The organism is Limosilactobacillus mucosae DSM 13345, assembly GCF_001436025.1.
Classification (GTDB): Bacteria; Bacillota; Bacilli; order Lactobacillales; family Lactobacillaceae; genus Limosilactobacillus; species Limosilactobacillus mucosae.
In genome coordinates this window covers 1-2,910 of the sequence record NZ_AZEQ01000045.1, presented here as the reverse complement: position 1 = coordinate 2,910, position 2,910 = coordinate 1, and the positions used below count along the sequence as shown (strand labels likewise).

At 41.1% G+C, this 2,910-nt stretch carries 1 protein-coding gene; it reads right to left on the bottom strand.

The genetic code is table 11. The features are described from left to right. Positions 1 to 582: 582 nt before the first annotated feature. Entirely contained in the window at positions 583 to 1,995 is a 1,413-nt protein-coding gene (locus FC47_RS09995; protein WP_235804020.1) for an MATE family efflux transporter, read from the bottom strand. Between the last annotated feature and the right edge of the window lie 915 nt (positions 1,996 to 2,910).

The window sequence follows — 2,910 nt, the reverse complement described above, 5'->3', positions numbered from 1 at the left end:
CTACCAGGCATCGATTTAATTGCTTCGATGACGCATTTAAGTCTAACATATCATTTGAAGCAAGTCAATAACTTTTTTCAAATCAATTTATTAAACAAGTCATCACTCATCAATCGACAACTTTTATAGTTTAACAAAATCGCATCAATCTGTCAACCACTAATTTGATTTTGTTACTTATCGTCATCAGCTCTACGCCGTGACAACGGTATATAACTATACAGGTTTTAACAGTCATCGTCAATAGGTTTTCGACGATTTTTCAATTTCTTTTGTTTAGGCTGATCAGCAAGCACTTTAGCTGCTAATTTATCATTTAAATTAAACACTAGGCGGGAATTCGGTAATGTTTAAGCGGGAGTATTACATCATTATTTTCCTCCACAAGCTAGTCGACCGGCAATCTTTTCTCAGTACTTTCCACCTCACGACTAAGTCTTCCAGTCAATCATCATTGCAACAGTCACTAAATCCTGTCGGTGGATGCTGTATGTTCGCACTGATCATCAGCCAAGAATTAAGGATTCGCTTCAAAAAGAAAACCCAATTCTGATCGGAAAAGAATTGGGCATAACGAATTAATTAATGATGAGGCATCAATTGCATCTCAGAATTGGGAGTCACTGTTGAATTCTCTGTCACGTAGGCTTTGCGCGTTACTGCTTCATATAAAAGCATTACTGCCGTTCCAGTAATAATCCAGGTAACCGGATAGATCAGTGCCACTTGAGTAAAGCTCGTGAAATGTGGCAGCATGACGGCAATATAAACAACCCGCAAAATGCAGCAGCCTACCAGCGTAATAACGGCTGGTGCCATTGAGTGACCAATTCCGCGCAGACTGCCGCCAGCAATCTCATAAGTTGCCGTCAACGGTTCTAACAGCGCGATAAAGGTAATCCGAATAATTGCATAATGGACGACTGCCGGATTGGTTGAGAAGATATCATCAACCAATGGATAACGGAACAGATAAAAAGCACTTGAAACGATCGTCGTAAATAAAATGGCACTGAACATTGCGACTCGGGCAATTCTGCGACAACGCTGATATTGATGTGCTGCATAGTTTTGACTGATAAAAGTAACCGTTGCCTGGGCAAAACCATTAACAAAGAAGTAGCTGATATATTCAAAATTCAAACCAGCCGAATTACCAGCCACACAGGCCGCGCCAAAATGGTTAATGGCTGCCTGAATAACGATATTGGATACTGAGAAAATCATTCCTTGCAGGCCAGCTGGTCCCCCAATTGCAATGATTCGTTTCAGATAGGTACGATTTAATGCCAACTTTTTCCAATCAAAGTGCAGCATACCGGTTTCCTTAACCAAGAGGCGGTAGATTAAAGCCGCGCTGACTGCATTGGCAATGGTCGTAGCAATTGCCGTTCCATCCGAACTCATCTGAAAGCCAATTACCAAAATCAGGTTCAAAACCACATTGACCATTCCCGAAAACATTAAACAAAACAAAGGTCGCTTGGTATCGCCAACTGCTCTTAAAACTGCATTGCCAAAATCATAAATCATTAAAAACGGCATACCAAGAAAGTACAGTTTTAAATAGCTGACCGCTAACGGCATAATACTGGCTGGTGTATCAAGCAGACCTAAAATCGGCTTAGCAATCAGGCAGCCGACCGTCAGCATAATCAGCCCACTGATCAATGCCACCGAAAAGCCAGTATGCATCGCTGCGTTGACTCGTTCTTTCTTGCCTGCCCCAACCAAACCAGCAATCAATACGTTTGAACCAATTGAAAGTCCTGTAAACAGCATCACCACGATATTGATGACTGGCGCATTGGAACCTACCGCAGCCATGGCATTACTTGAGGCAAAACGCCCAGCTACCGCCATATCAGTCGCGTTAAACAGTTGCTGCAAAGTACTCATCAAAGCAATTGGAATCGCTACTTTACACATTTTACCGAAGATGCCACCCTCAAGCATGTTGAGTTGGTGAGAAGGTCTCGTCGCTTCTTCGTCCATTAGATAAATTCACTCTCTTTTCTCTACAAAATTGCACAAAGGCTAGTGTAACGCTTATTTTGGCGCAATAAAACCCAAAACTGACAATTGGTGCGATTCCTTTAAATCTAAAGCAGCCGCCAATTGAAAATCAGTAAATATTTTTATCTGCCGCTACATTTTAAGCACACCCCGACATAATCATTTTGAAGGTAATTCTAATGGAAGTGAGTCTAATATGACTAAAAAGATAAAAGGTAAAACAGAGTGTTTGTAGAAAAGAGTCTGTCCATTAACAACTGCCAAACATTCAACGGCAGTTATCTCATTTTGCAGGAACTGATTGACGGCATCTTCAACCTGGGCCCGAAACAGTTCTTTTAAAGCCGAATCGTCATCTGCCAGTAGCGCGGTAATGATAAATCTTCCATGGGGAAAGCCTCCGTATTCTGATTGGTTTTTGCGATTTCAATCATACGGGGAGGGCTTTCCCTTTTTCAATTCCTCCTTTAAATTTACACAAACAATTTTATTTACACTCCCTACAATTACCTACTTCTGGAATCAAATCAGCCAATCGTAGGTAATTTGGTCCTCTTTATGCTGTTCACTCAAGCTTTCCTTCACAAGCGCAGCACCAAATCCACTTAATTTTTCTCGTTCGACACCTGCAGATCAATTGAATCTTATTGTCATCAAGCTTTTCAGGTTTGATCAGTCATTGAATCATATCAACTTCGATCTTCCAAAGTTTTTGACTCCCTGATTGCATTCAAAAAATCCCCACTTCATTTTTGAAGCAGGGAATTGATCTTCACCAATATGATTTGACAAAGCCCCATTTTAACAAAGGCCCTCAAAAGTCGATACGACAAAAAAACGTCACGATCATCTGACCGTGACGTTTTTAATTTGCATGGCAATGCCCTATCCTCG